The 13555-nt window shown below is 40.0% G+C and carries 15 protein-coding genes; 9 read left to right on the top strand and 6 right to left on the bottom strand.

Annotated elements, in window-relative coordinates:
• Positions 1-9: 9 nt before the first annotated feature.
• The 6 genes from trpC to D7Z94_RS19165 form a co-directional block, all read right to left on the bottom strand.
• Complete coding sequence (trpC, locus tag D7Z94_RS19190; RefSeq protein WP_120713257.1) at positions 10-792, bottom strand: indole-3-glycerol phosphate synthase TrpC; 783 nt, start codon at positions 790-792, stop codon at positions 10-12.
• Positions 793-814: 22 nt separating this feature from the next.
• On the bottom strand, positions 815-1810 hold the full coding sequence (gene trpD, locus D7Z94_RS19185; RefSeq protein WP_120713256.1) for an anthranilate phosphoribosyltransferase: 996 nt from the start codon (positions 1808-1810) through the stop codon (positions 815-817).
• A complete protein-coding gene (locus D7Z94_RS19180) occupies positions 1807-2388 on the bottom strand; it encodes an anthranilate synthase component II (RefSeq protein ID WP_120713255.1) in 582 nt (193 codons plus the stop codon). Before D7Z94_RS19180 ends, trpD begins: the two co-directional genes overlap by 4 nt.
• Positions 2389-2390: 2 nt before the next feature.
• Positions 2391-3788: an anthranilate synthase component I family protein gene (locus D7Z94_RS19175; protein WP_120713254.1), complete on the bottom strand. Its 1398-nt coding sequence runs from the start codon at positions 3786-3788 to the stop codon at positions 2391-2393.
• A 310-nt stretch (positions 3789-4098) separates the two neighbouring features.
• Positions 4099-4677, bottom strand: coding sequence for a YceI family protein (locus tag D7Z94_RS19170; protein WP_120713253.1), 579 nt, complete (start codon positions 4675-4677; stop codon positions 4099-4101).
• A gap of 31 nt (positions 4678-4708) precedes the next feature.
• Positions 4709-5155 carry a MarR family winged helix-turn-helix transcriptional regulator gene (locus tag D7Z94_RS19165; protein WP_120713252.1) on the bottom strand — a complete coding sequence of 149 codons (447 nt, stop codon included), beginning with the start codon at positions 5153-5155 and terminating at the stop codon, positions 4709-4711.
• A gap of 141 nt (positions 5156-5296) precedes the next feature.
• On the opposite strand from D7Z94_RS19165, the gene D7Z94_RS19160 reads away from it, so the two are divergent.
• From D7Z94_RS19160 to D7Z94_RS19120, 9 genes are all read left to right on the top strand, one after another.
• Positions 5297-5605 (top strand): rhodanese-like domain-containing protein, encoded by a 309-nt coding sequence (locus D7Z94_RS19160; protein WP_120713251.1) that lies wholly within the window; start codon positions 5297-5299, stop codon positions 5603-5605.
• A 59-nt stretch (positions 5606-5664) separates the two neighbouring features.
• Entirely contained in the window at positions 5665-6948 is a 1284-nt protein-coding gene (locus D7Z94_RS19155) for a DUF2851 family protein (protein WP_120713250.1), read from the top strand.
• Between the two features lie 10 nt (positions 6949-6958).
• Positions 6959-7186 carry a PspC domain-containing protein gene (locus tag D7Z94_RS19150; protein WP_120713249.1) on the top strand — a complete coding sequence of 76 codons (228 nt, stop codon included), beginning with the start codon at positions 6959-6961 and terminating at the stop codon, positions 7184-7186.
• 2 nt (positions 7187-7188) lie between these two features.
• Complete coding sequence (locus tag D7Z94_RS19145) at positions 7189-8202, top strand: potassium channel family protein (RefSeq protein WP_120713248.1); 1014 nt, start codon at positions 7189-7191, stop codon at positions 8200-8202.
• A gap of 298 nt (positions 8203-8500) precedes the next feature.
• Positions 8501-10096, top strand: a complete 1596-nt coding sequence (locus D7Z94_RS19140) for an alanine/glycine:cation symporter family protein (RefSeq protein WP_120713247.1) — start codon at positions 8501-8503, stop codon at positions 10094-10096.
• Positions 10097-10106: 10 nt separating this feature from the next.
• On the top strand, positions 10107-10991 hold the full coding sequence (locus D7Z94_RS19135; protein WP_120713246.1) for a ComEA family DNA-binding protein: 885 nt from the start codon (positions 10107-10109) through the stop codon (positions 10989-10991).
• Between the two features lie 12 nt (positions 10992-11003).
• Positions 11004-12167: an acyl-CoA dehydrogenase family protein gene (locus D7Z94_RS19130; protein WP_120713245.1), complete on the top strand. Its 1164-nt coding sequence runs from the start codon at positions 11004-11006 to the stop codon at positions 12165-12167.
• 69 nt (positions 12168-12236) lie between these two features.
• Positions 12237-12431 (top strand): 30S ribosomal protein S21, encoded by a 195-nt coding sequence (rpsU, locus tag D7Z94_RS19125; protein WP_120713244.1) that lies wholly within the window; start codon positions 12237-12239, stop codon positions 12429-12431.
• A gap of 95 nt (positions 12432-12526) precedes the next feature.
• On the top strand, positions 12527-13417 hold the full coding sequence (locus tag D7Z94_RS19120) for a tyrosine-type recombinase/integrase (RefSeq protein ID WP_120713243.1): 891 nt from the start codon (positions 12527-12529) through the stop codon (positions 13415-13417).
• Positions 13418-13555 lie beyond the last annotated feature (138 nt).

Genomic DNA, 13555 nt, shown 5'->3' with positions numbered 1-13555 from the left:
GTACAAGTTTCAAATTAAGTTTGTGATGAATTCAGTAGCACTCCTGCCTGGATCATCGGTTTTCATGAAATTCTCCCCGATCAAAAAGCCTCGATAACCGTATGTTTTAAGCTCTTTAATGGCCTCCACATTGCTTATGCCACTTTCGGAAACCTTTATGAAATCGTCGGGAATCTTTTCAGAAAGTGATTTACTGGTATCCAAGCTTAACTCAAAGGTTTTTAGGTTTCGATTGTTCACCCCCAACATATCCAAACTAGGCATAAGGGACTTTTGCAGCTCAGTTTCATTATGCACTTCCAAAAGAACATCCAAACCAAGACTTTTGGCGCATTGGGAAAGAGCCCGTATTTCCTCCTTTGTTAAAATGGCCGCAATCAATAATATGACATCGGCTCCGTGGGCCTTGGCCTCCAAAATTTGGTATTCGTCTATAATGAATTCCTTTCGCAATAAAGGCAGTTCTACCACAGCACGTGCTAAAATTAAATCATCCAAGGAGCCCCCAAAATATTTCCCATCGGTTAATATGGACATACCGCAGACTCCAGCATTCTCATATCCAAGAGCTACATCCTGAATGCTTAATTTTTGATTGATGACCGATTTAGAAGGCGATCGCCGTTTATGTTCGGCGATAATACCGGTTTCACTTTTCGATAGTGACGAGGCTAAAGAAACCGTTTCTCTGTCAAAAAGCAAGCTATTTTCCAATTGCGAGATTGGGACCATAGTCTTTTTTAAATCGACTTCTTTTCTTTTATCGGCCACTATCTTGTCAAGTATGTTCATTTTTGTCAGTCCTTCCGAATTTTCAATTTTTACTCAATTCCTGTAATTTTTTCAGGGTATTTAGCCCTTTACCGCTTAAAAGCGATTCCTTGGCCTTTTCAAATCCGTCCTTAGGGCTACTGTTTTCAACTGTGGCAATGGCAATACCGGCATTGGCACAGACCACATTGTTTTGGGCTTCGGTACCCTGTCCTTTCAAAATATCCATGAATATTTGTACCGACTCTTCTATACTATCACCCCCAACAATTTCTGATGATGTTATAGGATTTACTCCAAAATCCTCGGGTTTTAGCATACCTTCGGAGCCATTGGAAATGGTCTTTGTATTACCGGTAAGCGAAATTTCATCATAACCATCCAAAGCATGTAATACCGTAAATCTTTTATCGGTATTCTGATAGAGATATCCATACATCCGGGCCAATTCCAGATTAAAGACACCCACCATTTGGTTTTTGGGAAAAGCTGGATTCACCATAGGTCCCAACATATTAAAAAAGGTCTTTACCGCCAACTCCCTTCGAATAGGTGCTACATTTTTCATGGCCGGATGGAACAATGGGGCATGCAATACACAGATACCGGCATCGGCAACGGACTTTTCCAAAAAATCCTTTTCATTACTAAACTTGATACCCAAGAATTCCATAACGTTGCTGCTGCCGCATTTGGAGGATACCCCATAGTTACCATGTTTGGTTACTTTTATTCCTGCACCTGCAGTGACAAATGAGGCCAGGGTGGAGATATTGAAAGTATCCTTGCCATCGCCCCCGGTACCGCACAGATCAATAGGATTGTAATCGGATAAATCCACTGCCAAACAAAGCTCTAGGAGGGCATCGCGAAAACCTTCCAATTCCTCTATAGTTATACTCCGCATCATGTACACAGTCAAAAATGCCGCTATCTGACTTGTATTATAATCGCCTTTGGCGATGTTGACCAAAACCTGTTTTGCATCTTTCTTTGAAAGAATGTCATGGTTTATCAATCTATTTAGTATTTCTTTCATCTTGCAGGTTTAGGGTTACTATTTAACCAATTTCCCAAAATTTGTTTTCCATGCGGGGTCAATACCGATTCTGGATGAAACTGTACGGCACAAACATCGAATTCCTTATGACGAAGGGACATAATCTGCCCATTTTCGTCGAAGGAAGTTGCTTCCAAGTTTTCTGGTAAATCGGGATGCACCACCCACGAGTGATATCTGCCCACTTCAATTTCTTTGGGAATCCCTCTGAACAAATCATCCTCCTCAACAATTCTTATTGTTGTAGCCACCCCATGATACACCTTCTCCAAATTTACCAGGGTACCACCAAAAACTTCCCCAATGGCCTGTTGTCCCAAGCACACTCCGAAAATTCGTTTGGAGAACGCATAGGTCGCAATGATTTCCTTTAAAAGTCCAGCTTCATCCGGAATGCCGGGACCTGGGGAAAGAACGATTTTTTCGAAAGCCTCTACCTCATCCAAAGTTAATTGATCGTTTCGTTTTACGACTACCTCACAATCCAAGTCCTCTAAATAGTGCACCAGGTTGTAGGTGAAACTATCGTAGTTATCTATTACCAAAATCTTCTCCATAGTTAGATAGTTTCTGCAATTTCAAGAGCTTTATTCAAAGCACCGAGTTTGTTGTAGGTTTCCTGAAGCTCATTATCCGGGTCCGATGCGGCCACCAATCCGGCACCGGCCTGAAAGTGCAATTGATGGTTTTTGCTTAAAAAAGTCCGAATCATGATGGCGTGATTAAAGTTTCCGTTGAAATCCATAAAACCAATGGCACCACCATAATAACCCCTACTTGTTTTTTCATATTTTTCTATAAGTTGCATGGCCATGTGCTTGGGCGCTCCACTCAGTGTTCCGGCAGGAAAAGTGTCCGCTACCACTTTCATGGTGGGGATATCCTTTTTCTTTTGTCCTGTAACCTTGGAGACCAAATGGATAACATGGGAAAAGTACTGTACTTCCCGATAATTTTCCACACTTACCGTATTACCGTTACGGCTTAGATCGTTTCGGGCCAAATCTACCAACATTACATGCTCACTATTTTCCTTGTCGTCTTCCACAAGTTTTTTAGCCAGAACGGCATCCTGTTCGTCATTTCCCGTACGTTTAAAAGTACCGGCAATGGGATGAATTTCTGCCTTCCCATCTTTAACTACCAACTGTGCTTCTGGCGAACTACCGAAAATCTTGAAATCACCATAATCAAAATAAAACAAATAGGGCGAAGGGTTTACGGATCGCAGGGCCCGGTATACATTAAATTCATCCCCCCTGAATCCCTGTGAAAACCTTCGGGAGAGTACCAGCTGAAAAACATCACCGCGTTGGCAATGCTTTTTAGCCAAAACCACATGTTGTTTGTATTCTTCGTCCTTAAGGTTGGAAACTACTTCGCCATCCCGAGAAAAGTTGTAGGACGCAAAGTTTTTGACATTGAGAATTTGTTCAAGCTCGGCCGTGTTGTCTTCGGTATTGTAGCAATGGGCAAAAATATAGGCCTCGTTTTTGAAGTGGTTAATGGCTATTATATTTTGATAAACGGCATAATAGATATCGGGAATGGCAATGGAGTTCTCCTTTTTTGTTACTTCAATATCTTCGTAGTAGCGCACAGCATCATAGGCCATATAGCCAAAGAGCCCATTGTTGATGAATTTAAAACTGTTGTTTTCAGCTTCAAATTTTTTGCCAAAAGCATCAATAATATCCACCACATCGGTATCCGGGCCAATTTCAATTTCCGTTTGGGTCCCGTCCGGAAATTGCTCGGTCACCTGTTCATTGACCACCTTAATAGAGGCGATCGGATTGCAACAGATATAGGAAAAACTATTGTCATTGGCGTGGTAGTCGCTACTTTCCAAAAGAATGCTATTGGGAAACCGATCTCTTATCTTTAAGTATACACTAACCGGTGTAATAGTATCCGCCAGGATTTTTTTGTTATACGTCTTGAGTGAATATATCATGATTTAACGATTGTAATGTTGTCTCTGTAAGGTGGAAAAATCTTTGAATGTCCATTTTCCCATTTGTATTGTATTAAAATGAAATCAAAAATTCCTCAATTAAAAAAGGCCTGTCGTGATGACAAGCCTTGTATAGTTTTACTACAATGATGCTCAGCTCACGCTTCTTGTCGTAAGTTGTTCCACCACCAAGTATTTACTTTCAGATTTTTCATTGAGCGTCAAATATAAAAATCATTTTTAAAACTGCAAATCAAATCGTATAATAAAAAACCCGCCTAGGCGGGTTTTCAATGTGAGGTCAAGTTTATTAAAATTCCAAGTCTACGACCAGGTCGAATTCATCATAAATGGTTTTGTCCCCTAAGTTATCAAAAAAACTGCCAGAACCATAACGTACATCATATTCTGCCCGATCCACTTTAAGGGTAGCGGTAGCTTTGCTTCCATAAATGGAGACATCGAACGTCACCGGTTTGGTGATTCCCTTAATGGTAAGGTCACCGGTAACTTCATAGGAATTTTTACCAGAGGCTTTAACGTTGGTAAAAACAAGTTTTGAAGTAGGGTGGGTTTCAACCCCAAAGAAATCGTCTGATTTCAAGTGACCTTCCAATTTACCCTTGTATTCCCCTTCTAAGTCCGTGGAAATCAAAGAAGCCATATTTACCACAAACTCGCCTCCTGTTAGTTTATCCCCATCGAACATTAGGGCACCTTCCGTTAAATCTACGGTTCCCGTGTGCGACCCGGTTACTTTGTAGGCCTTCCAGGTAACTTTACTTTCCTTGGTCTTCACTTCCTTTTTTTCTCCATCTATTGGAGTACTAGCGGTTGCGGACGCTCCAAAAACTATAGCCAATGCTAAACTTAATACATTCTTTTTCATGATCTTGGTTTTAATAGTGTTCTACTTTTAGTTAAAATTTATTGAATAATGTGTTTAATTGTTCCAATTCCTTTTGGTTGAAATTTTGAAGAATCTTTCTTTCTGCTTTGTTCATGGCCAAATCCATTTTTTTCAATTCCTTTTCTCCCCTTTTGGTTATGGTAATCTCTACTTTACGCCGATTTGATGGACATGTTTTGCGGTTGGCATAACCTTTGGACAACAATTTGTCCACCAACCTTGTTGTATTGCTCATTTTTGTTACCATACGGTCATTTAAGGTGGAAAGGTTGGCGGGTTTTCCTTTTTGCCCCCTTAAAATTCGTAATACGTTAAATTGCTGTAGCGAAACATCGTAAGGTTTCAATGCCGTGGATATTTCTTCGCTAATTTTATTGTTAACCAGCATAAAGTGAATAATCGTCCTACTATTCAGTGCAATCGATTGATCAGTCTTTATGATTTCTTCTACATTCATGCCATTACAACAATTGTATATACAAATGTATACGTTTTTTTCAACCGTCCAGATGATACCAAGCTAAATTTTTGTTAAAAAGCGCAACATGTTTTTTAAGATAAAAAACTACTTTTGAAAAATCTAAAACGTAATTGAACTATGGATCTATCGCAAGAAGAATGGGAAGAACAACTTGAAAATGATGATAATGCCTTTATATTGGATGTACGTACGCCGGAGGAGGTGGATGAGGGTTACATCCCTAATGCAGTAAACATCGATATTTACTTGGGGCAGGAGTTTGTGGACGAATTGGGGAAATTGGATAAGGAAAAGAACTACTATGTGTATTGTAGAAGTGGTAATCGTAGTAGACAGGCCTGTGCCATACTGAACAGTATCGGTATTGAAAATGCCTATAACTTGGAGGGTGGAATTTTGGAATGGGAAGGTGATTTGACAGAATAACCAATTTTCAGCGGTTGCAGTCTATTTTTTAGATTCAAAGCCATAATCAATGAGAATCCATGCGCGAAGATCTGCTTCATTTTATTTGGAAGTACCGGAAACTCCCCATGGAGGGCCTTGTTACTTCAAATGACCTGGAAATAGAGATTCTTGAGGTAGGAATACACAATCATTTGGCAGGTCCCGATTTCTTTAACGCAAAGATTCACATAGGCGGGCAGCAATGGGCCGGAAATGTAGAGATACATATAAAATCATCTGATTGGTACGCCCATGGTCATGAAAGAGATTCCAATTATAATACTGTGATTCTCCATGTGGTTTGGGAAGACGACGCTACCGTTTTTCGAAGTGACGAAAGTGAAATCCCCACTTTGGAACTTAGGCACTACATTCCTGCCTATCTTTTAAAAAACTACCAAAACCTCTTTGAAAATAGGCATAATCGTTTTATTAATTGTGAAAAGGATGTTGACCAAATTGAACCTTTTATCTTCCATAATTGGTTGGATAGGCTTTATTTTGAACGATTGGAAGAAAAGTCTGTCCTGGTAGAAGATTTATTAAAAGATTCAAGGAACAACTGGGAGCATGTTCTTTTTGCGTTATTGCTCAAAAACTTTGGATCCAAAATTAATGGCGGGTCATTTTCAAGTTTGGGCCGAGCGTTGGATTTTTCCATTGTTAGAAAAATTCAAAATGACCCCTTCAAACTGGAAAGTGTACTTTTTGGTTTGGCCGGCTTATTGGCAAACGACTCAATTACGGACATCTATTACACCAATTTGACCAAAGAGTACTGTTATCTAAAAACAAAATACCAACTGAACGACGAAGGCGTTCAGCGGCCGGAATTCTTTAAACTTCGTCCTGCCAACTTTCCTACCATACGACTGTCCCAACTAGCGAATTTATATGGTAAACATCCCAATCTTTTTAGTAAGGTCATGGAAGCGGACAACATAGCGGATATTTATTCCATTTTTAAAGTATCTGCAAGTGATTACTGGGATACTCATTTTACGTTTGGAAAAGAATCAAAACGGAGTACGAAAAAATTGACCAAGACATTTGTGGATCTCCTGATCATTAACACCATAATTCCGCTAAAATTCTGCTATGCGAAACATACGGGAAAGGAGATGAATGAAGAAATCACTGTGCTGGCATCACAACTGAAAAAGGAGGAAAATGCCATTGTCAAAAGCTTTGGCGACCATGGGTCAAAGGCTCGGAATGCCTTGGAAAGTCAGGCCCAATTACAGTTATATAATGAATATTGTACCAAAAACAAATGTTTGGACTGTGTGGTAGGTGCAACTATATTAAACAGAAATATTTAATTTTAGGGCAATGAAATTGTTTTACCAAATACTCTACTATTTTCAAAAGCGAGGTTTTGAAGTCTGTAGACGTATCGCTGAGAGGTTGGGCATTCGCGCTAGGGTAGTCCGCACTTCTTTTATCTACCTTACCTTTGTAACCCTAGGCTTTGGTTTTGCCCTCTATCTTTTTGTGGCCTTTTGGCTGCGGATAAAGGATCTTGTACATACTAAAAGAACTTCGGTTTTCGACCTTTGATCATGATAAAGCTTTTTCGTTCCAAAATTTATCTATCACTATTTCTAATGGTCTCAGTGCTACTATTTGGCATTTTGGGGTACAGGTATGTTTCCGATTATTCATGGATAGATGCCTTTTACATGACCATAATAACCATAACCACGGTTGGTTTTTCGGAGGTGCGGCCCATGGATATCGAAGGAAAGATTTTTACTGTAATTTTAATTGTATCCAGTGTTTTCATATTTGCATTTGGACTATCCGTAATAACGGAATATATACTGAGCAGAAATTCGTTGCAAATTCTAAAGAAGAAAAAAGTGAGAAATACGATTAAGAGTCTTAAGGACCATGTCCTTGTTTGCGGCTTTGGCCGCAATGGTATGCAGGCGGGCGAACGCTTAAAAGCCTATAACCGCCCTTTTGTGGTCATTGAGAGGAATAAGGAAATTATTGAAAAATATGAAGATGAAGTCCTTTTCGTTGAAGGGGATGCTAATGAGGATGAGGTATTGAATCAGGCAGGTATTGAGCGGGCTCAATATTTAATTGCGGCCTTGCCAGATGACGCAGCCAATCTCTTCGTGGTCCTTACCGCACGTCAGTTAAATAAGGATTTGTTTATAATCAGTAGAGCTTCACAAGTGGCCTCACAAAAAAAATTGACCCTTGCCGGAGCGAATAAAGTCATTATGCCGGACAAGATCGGTGGAGATCATATGGCCTCATTAGTAGTAATGCCAGACCTTATTACTTTTATGGATAAGCTCTCCATGGAAGGTCGGCATACTACCAATCTTGAAGAGGTTGCCATAGAGGATTTTGCCGATCAAGTAGATTGCAATTCCCTTCGCGACTTGGATCTAAGAAGAAAAACGGGCTGTACGATTATAGGATATATAGACCCGGACGGGAAATATATAATTAATCCAGAGGCGGACATGCAACTGCAACCTAAAAGTAAGGTGATTGTATTGGGAAGACCGGAACAGATTCAAAAATTGAACGAGATGTTTCATATAGAAGCGTCCTAGTCTGCTACCCAAAAAATATACCACTTAAAGCTATTTGTGTAATTTGATTTTTTTAGCCATTCAAAAAATAAAATAGAAACTAGTACTCTTATTCTATTGTCCAAATAACAAATTCTATTTTCTCACCAATTCAACAAAAAAACTTGATCCGTGAACCAGGAAAAACCTTGGAGAATTATAAAATGGTAAGAAAATGCCTAGTTAGCCGTTAGTACAATAATGACATTAATTTGACTGGGTTGATTATTTTTAAGATATTGCTGGCTTTACGTTAAAGTAACTCACCAAAATATGCATTATGAAGTACCGGCCTATTTCCTTGATCGTTTTTTTATCGCCCTTATTTTCGTTAGCGCAGGAAACAGTTGAGAAAGGATTAGATCAGAAAATCGATGAGGCTTTTGGGAGTGCTACGGGGTGGTTTGTGAACTTCATTTTTTATCAAATTCCCTTTAGTGACGAGATACAGGTATATTGGGTTTTGTTTCCATTGATAATTGGAGCAACGTATTTCACCATTTATTTTAAGCTCATCAATTTCAGAGGTTTTTTCACCTCTATAAATATTGTCCGGGGAAAATATGATGAGATGGATCATCATGAACCTCTTTCTATGACCGGAGACCCTACGCCGGGGGATGATGTTCTGCAAACTATGGCAGTTGAGGGGCATAGTGGTGAAGTCTCCCATTTTCAGGCGCTCACCGCTGCACTTTCAGCTACTGTTGGCTTAGGAAATATTGCCGGTGTAGCTATAGCGGTGTCTATCGGTGGTGCTGGAGCTACCTTTTGGATGATTGTAGCCGGACTTCTTGGGATGGCCTCAAAATTTGTGGAATGTACCCTAGGTGTAAAGTATAGGGATATTGAATCTGATGGCACGGTCTATGGAGGCCCCATGTATTATTTACGGAAAGGTTTAAAATCTAAGGGACTGGAAGGACTTGGAAAAGTTTTGGCAGGTTTGTTCGCCGTTTTTGTAATCGGAGGGTCGTTTGGTGGAGGAAACATGTTTCAAGTGAACCAGGCTTTCCAGTTGGTAGAGAATATCACGGGGGGCAGTGAGTCCTTTTGGTATGGTAAAGGGTGGTTGTTCGGTATAGTAATGGCCATTTTGGTCGGTATAGTGATTATTGGAGGTATCAAAAAGATAGCTAAGGTAACTGACAAAATCGTCCCATTTATGGTAGTTATTTATGTAGGAGCTTCTTTGTTTGTTCTGGTAGCTAAATACGATATGATCGGGGATGCCTTTATGCAGATTATTAATGGTGCGTTTAGCCCTACTGGAGTCGTTGGCGGAGCCGTGGGGGTATTGGTACAGGGATTCCGGCGTGCCGCATTTTCCAACGAAGCCGGTGTGGGATCTGCCTCTATTGCCCATTCTGCGGTAAAGACAAAGTATCCCGCTTCTGAGGGGATGGTAGCTTTGTTGGAGCCGTTTGTGGATACTGTGGTGGTATGTACAATGACGGCGTTGGTTTTGATAATTACCGGAAATGTTACCGCGGCAAATGCCACCCTAAACGATTCCCAAGCTATCCTATTGACCTCGGGAGCTTTTGAATCTGTAATTTCATGGTTTCCGTATGTGCTTACGATTGCCGTAGTCCTGTTTGCCTTCAGTACCATGATTTCATGGTCTTATTATGGTTTTCAGGGTTGGGCCTATCTTTTTGGAAGAAGCAAGAAAACGGAGTACACTTATAAGATTATCTTCTGTATTTTTGTAATCATCGGGGCCGCCGCAAGTTTAGGGTCGGTCATCGGTTTTTCGGATGCCATGATTTTTGCAATGATGGTACCAAATATGATCGGATTGGTTCTTCTTGCACCAAGGGTAAGGGAAGAATTGAATACCTACCTTAACGCCATAAAAGCACTAGGAAAATAAAGACCGCCCATTGAAAGATTTCAAATCCCACTTCAGGTTCAACAAAAGGGAGCGAAGCGGGGTTTTCTTTTTGCTACTCATTGTACTGCTTCTTCAAGTAGGGTATGTGCTATTATCGTATCTCCCCATAGCCAAACCCAAAGGTGTATTTTCCAAGGACATCGTGCTACAGTCAAAAATTGATGTCTTAAAAAAGAATGCATTGCAAAAGGATTCGGTCAAAGTATATCCTTTTAACCCCAATTTTATAAACGATTACAAAGGATATACCCTAGGAATGTCGGTCGATGAAATAAATAGATTACATATTTTTCGAAAGCAAAACCAATATGTAAACTCACCTGAAGAATTTCAGAAAGTAACCTTGATATCGGATTCCCTGCTAGCCATAATTTCACCTTATTTCAGATTTCCAGAATGGACACAAAAAACTAACCGTAAATCGGAAGTATGGAACAAGGTTGCCAAAAATTCCGAATATGACCAAAATAGTATTGGAATAAAAGACTTGAACAAGGCAACCAGTGAGGATTTAAAATCCGTACATGGAATAGGGGATAAGCTATCGCAACGCATCGTAAAATTCAGAAATCGTTTGGGTGGATTTTTGGTAGATGACCAATTATTTGATGTATATGGACTGGATTCTCAGGTGGCCAAAATCGCCCTAAAAAGTTTTAGGGTAATAGAGAAACCTGATATTAAGAAAATAAATATCAATACGGCGTCCGTAGAAGAGATGGTTCAATTGGTGTATCTTAGAAAGAGCGTTGCCCAACGCATTGTTGAGTATAGGAATATGAACGGAGGTATTGGCTCCTTTGACGAATTAACCGAAATAGAAGATTTTCCATCGGACAAGATTGACAGAATTAAATTATATTTGACGCTATAAAAAATTGCTAGAATGATTACGGATACAATGTCTACCTTAGGTTTTGATTTTTCGGAAACCCAGCGAATGGTGGCGGCCTCGGCAAAGGAATTTGCCGAGCAACACATACGGCCCTATGTCATGGATTGGGACGAGTCCCAAACCTTTCCTTTGGAAGTTTTTAAGAAAGCAGGGGAGATGGGCTTCATGGGGGTTTTGGTACCTGAACAATATGGTGGCTCCGGATTGGGTTATCACGAGTATGTAGCGATTATAGAGGAGATTTCCAAAGTAGACCCTTCAATAGGCTTATCATTGGCCGCCCATAATTCCCTATGCACCAATCATATCCTTTCCTTTGGAAACGAGGAACAAAAACAAAGATGGTTGCCTAGATTGGCCACTGCGGAATGGATAGGGTCCTGGGGCCTTACCGAACACAATACAGGTTCTGATGCTGCAGGAATGGCTACTACGGCAGTTAAGGATAAGGATTCATGGATTTTGAACGGAGCCAAAAACTTTATCACGCACGGAATAAGCGGTGATATTGCCGTAGTGGTGGCGAGAACAGGTGAAAAAGGAGATAGCCAGGGAATGACTGCTTTTGTTGTTGAAAAGGGAACACCCGGTTTTTCAAGCGGGAAAAAGGAGAACAAGTTGGGGATGCGTGCAAGTGAGACCGCTGAACTAATTTTCGATAATTGCATCATCTCGGATGATAATCGATTAGGAGAAGTAGGAGCAGGGTTTGTCCAGTCCATGAAGATATTGGACGGGGGAAGGATTTCCATAGGCGCCTTATCCTTGGGAATAGCAAAAGGAGCTTACCAGGCAGCTTTAAAATATTCCAAAGAAAGAGTTCAGTTTGGTAAGCCCATAAGCCAATTTCAGGGCATATCTTTCAAATTGGCCGAAATGGTCACTGAAATAGAAGCTTCGGAATTACTGCTACATAAGGCTGCATTCCTAAAAAATGAGGGTCGGGAAATGACTCAGTGGAGTGCTATGTCCAAGATGTATGCCTCGGAAATGTGTGTCAAGGTAGCCAATGAGGCTGTTCAGATACATGGCGGGTACGGATATACCAAGGACTTTCCTGTGGAGAAATTTTATAGGGATGCCAAACTCTGTACAATAGGTGAAGGTACTACCGAGATACAGAAAGTGGTCATTGCCAAAAATATTTTGAAATAGTTTTGTTACAACTCAACTATTCCCTTTATATTTGCAATCCAAAACTTTAAAGAAAGGAGGTTGTAGCCAATGTTAATAATACCAGTAAAAGAAGGAGAAAATATAGATAGGGCGCTAAAACGATTTAAGCGTAAGTTTGATAAGACAGGTACAATGAGGCAGTTGCGTAAGCGACAGCAATTCACGAAGCCATCCGTAGAACGTAGACAACAGATTCAAAAGGCACAATACATACAGGGCCTCAGGGACAAGGAAGATATCTAGACTTTTAACCCTACGGTACAATATAAGAAAATCCCATTTTTAAATGGGATTTTTTGTTGTTGGTACTATGAGGATTGAATTAGTAACTTTGTGCTATGTCCGTCCAATCTTTCATTGATCACCTCTCATTGGAAAAAAACTACTCCGATCATACGGTCCTTGCCTATGAAAGGGACCTCAAGTCATTCAATTCATTTTGTACAGTTGAATATGGACTCAAAAATAGTGACAATGTTGACTATAAGGAGATTAGAGGTTGGATAGTAAACCTAGTGGATTCGGGTACCTCAAACCGTTCCATTAATAGAAAGGTAGCCTCATTAAAGGCGTATTTCAAATTTTTGCAAAGAACGGGAAATATAGATGCCAATCCTTTGGCAAAGCATAAGTCCTTAAAAACTTCCAAAAAAGTCGAGGTTCCCTTTTCCGAAGATGAAATGATAAAAGTTCTGATGCAAATTCCTTTTGAGGTGGGCTTTGAAGGAATTCGGGACAAATTGATTATTGAACTATTATATACCTCGGGCATAAGAAGGGCGGAACTGATCAATCTGAAAATAAAGGACTTGGACTTGGACGGAAGTACCCTTAGAGTATTGGGCAAAAGGAATAAAGAACGCATTATTCCATTGCTCCCCTCCACAAAGGATCAGTTTGTTGCTTATTTTATTGAAAGAAATTCATTGGATACCATTAGCGATAAGGATTATGTTTTTTTATCGAAAACCGGTAACAAAATTTATGAAACCCTTGTTTATAGAATTATAAATAGGTATTTTAGTGAGGTGTCCTCCAAGGTAAAAAAGAGTCCACATATCTTAAGACATACCTTTGCGACCCATTTATTGAACAAAGGTGCCGATTTAAACTCGGTAAAGGAACTTTTGGGTCATTCAAGTTTGGCATCTACCCAAGTATATACGCATAACAGTATTGCCGAACTTAAGAAAGTGCACGCTGCCGCTCATCCAAGAGGCAAGAAATAGCATAAATAGTTTGTATATAACTCTAAAACATGAAGCCTATGAAATAAGTCATTACAAATCTTGATGTTGGCCGAGATGTTCAATGGCGAATTATACCCGCCAAAACGGATTGGTCAGGTATACTAATTTTTAAAACAG

This window comes from Ulvibacterium marinum (genome assembly GCF_003626755.1).
Classification (GTDB): Bacteria; Bacteroidota; Bacteroidia; order Flavobacteriales; family Flavobacteriaceae; genus Ulvibacterium; species Ulvibacterium marinum.
Note: the sequence above shows the minus strand (reverse complement) of the source record. Positions and strands in the feature narration are given on the sequence as shown.

Coding starts and splice junctions, on each gene's coding strand:
- trpC (WP_120713257.1), bottom strand. CDS start 792: ATGAACATACTTGACAAGATAGTGGCCGATAAAAGAAAAGAAGTCGAT.
- trpD (WP_120713256.1), bottom strand. CDS start 1,810: ATGAAAGAAATACTAAATAGATTGATAAACCATGACATTCTTTCAAAG.
- D7Z94_RS19180 (WP_120713255.1), bottom strand. CDS start 2,388: ATGGAGAAGATTTTGGTAATAGATAACTACGATAGTTTCACCTACAAC.
- D7Z94_RS19175 (WP_120713254.1), bottom strand. CDS start 3,788: ATGATATATTCACTCAAGACGTATAACAAAAAAATCCTGGCGGATACT.
- D7Z94_RS19170 (WP_120713253.1), bottom strand. CDS start 4,677: ATGAAAAAGAATGTATTAAGTTTAGCATTGGCTATAGTTTTTGGAGCG.
- D7Z94_RS19165 (WP_120713252.1), bottom strand. CDS start 5,155: ATGAATGTAGAAGAAATCATAAAGACTGATCAATCGATTGCACTGAAT.
- D7Z94_RS19160 (WP_120713251.1), top strand. CDS start 5,297: ATGGATCTATCGCAAGAAGAATGGGAAGAACAACTTGAAAATGATGAT.
- D7Z94_RS19155 (WP_120713250.1), top strand. CDS start 5,665: ATGCGCGAAGATCTGCTTCATTTTATTTGGAAGTACCGGAAACTCCCC.
- D7Z94_RS19150 (WP_120713249.1), top strand. CDS start 6,959: ATGAAATTGTTTTACCAAATACTCTACTATTTTCAAAAGCGAGGTTTT.
- D7Z94_RS19145 (WP_120713248.1), top strand. CDS start 7,189: ATGATAAAGCTTTTTCGTTCCAAAATTTATCTATCACTATTTCTAATG.
- D7Z94_RS19140 (WP_120713247.1), top strand. CDS start 8,501: ATGAAGTACCGGCCTATTTCCTTGATCGTTTTTTTATCGCCCTTATTT.
- D7Z94_RS19130 (WP_120713245.1), top strand. CDS start 11,004: ATGATTACGGATACAATGTCTACCTTAGGTTTTGATTTTTCGGAAACC.
- rpsU (WP_120713244.1), top strand. CDS start 12,237: ATGTTAATAATACCAGTAAAAGAAGGAGAAAATATAGATAGGGCGCTA.
- D7Z94_RS19120 (WP_120713243.1), top strand. CDS start 12,527: ATGTCCGTCCAATCTTTCATTGATCACCTCTCATTGGAAAAAAACTAC.